We start from the raw sequence: 1,209 nt of genomic DNA on the forward strand, positions 1-1,209 counted from the left end.
AAGATCGGCTGCATAAACGGAAACACCAGAAGGAGTGGAAACAGGCGTCCAAGAGCCTCCGTGTAGTTCGGTACAACCACTTTCTCTTTCTTTCGATTGCTGCCCAAGGATTTCTTCGTAGTCCAGGAAGCCTTCTTACAGTGCCAGGCCAGTTCCGCAGCGCAGTACACCTCCTCCATGTTCACGAGTATCGCTCGTCGACTCAGGAGAGCTACCCAAGGGTCTTGGAAAGGATCGGGCAGACGAGTCCCTTGCAATTCTTGATTCTGTGCTTTCACACGTTCAAGAACCTCGTTCACGTACGTCGGGAGACGCTTTTGAAGATCCTCCGCGAACAAGTAGCACACATATTGTCCGTCCAATTGCAACCATCTCTGTTCTTCACACAACCAATGAAACAAAGCCACCGTGCTTACAAACGACCAGAACACATCCGGAGAGAAGAGTTCCAGCGCTTGTTGCAAGTTGTTGTATCGGCTTCCAAACAGTTCCCCTTCTTCGTTGTTCAGGAACACACGGCGATAGAAGAAATCTGCCTCGTTCACCTCCTTCCATTCGTTCATGGTGGTGTCTTTCAGTAACTTCAACATGTCCTCGACGGACTCCACGGAAAGACCAGTGGCATACAGTCTCTTCGCATCGACATGCAAAGAAGGCGGGACCACATACCATTCCCGTGGTTTCCAACTCTGCGCCTTTCGTCCCACACACTCGATGTCCAGTGCCTCCTCGTCCTCACCCTCGTACACTGAAATGTGCGTAGAAACACATTGCACATCCTCCACACTCAGTTCGTTCATCTTCAAAAAAAAGGACGTTTGGGCAAGAATGGTATATATTTATATTTGCGGGTGTGCCACACGCCAGCTGTCCTCCAACTGAAGTTCGCCTGCGGGAGACTTTGGGTCTCCGTTTCTCCGTCTTCCCTCAATGGAGGTTCTGTGTGTGTTGGGCTCCTTGCAGTCTTCTTCATCTCCTACTCCTACTCCGCCACTAGAAGCACTGGAAGGAGAACACAGTTTGTCTCTCTACGAACAAATGTTCTTCCGCAGATGCTTGAGCATCGAATCTCGGCTGTAAAACGACTTCCCATATCGCTCATGCACCTCTCGCATATGTTTCTTCAAGGTCGTGAAGGTAAAGTAGTGGTTGATCCTCTTTCGATGCCACCAACATGCTGCAGCAGCACTACGTTTCGATGTTTAGAAA

At 49.8% G+C, this 1,209-nt stretch carries 1 protein-coding gene; it reads right to left on the bottom strand.

Features of this window, described 5'->3' with window-relative positions; genetic code table 11:
* On the bottom strand, nucleotides 1-800 hold an 800-nt coding region (locus D6783_03310; GenBank protein ID RME52947.1), incomplete at its 3' end, for a hypothetical protein.
* Between the last annotated feature and the right edge of the window lie 409 nt (nucleotides 801-1,209).

Source organism: Candidatus Woesearchaeota archaeon, assembly GCA_003694805.1.
Classification (GTDB): Archaea; Nanobdellota; Nanobdellia; order Woesearchaeales; family J110; genus J110.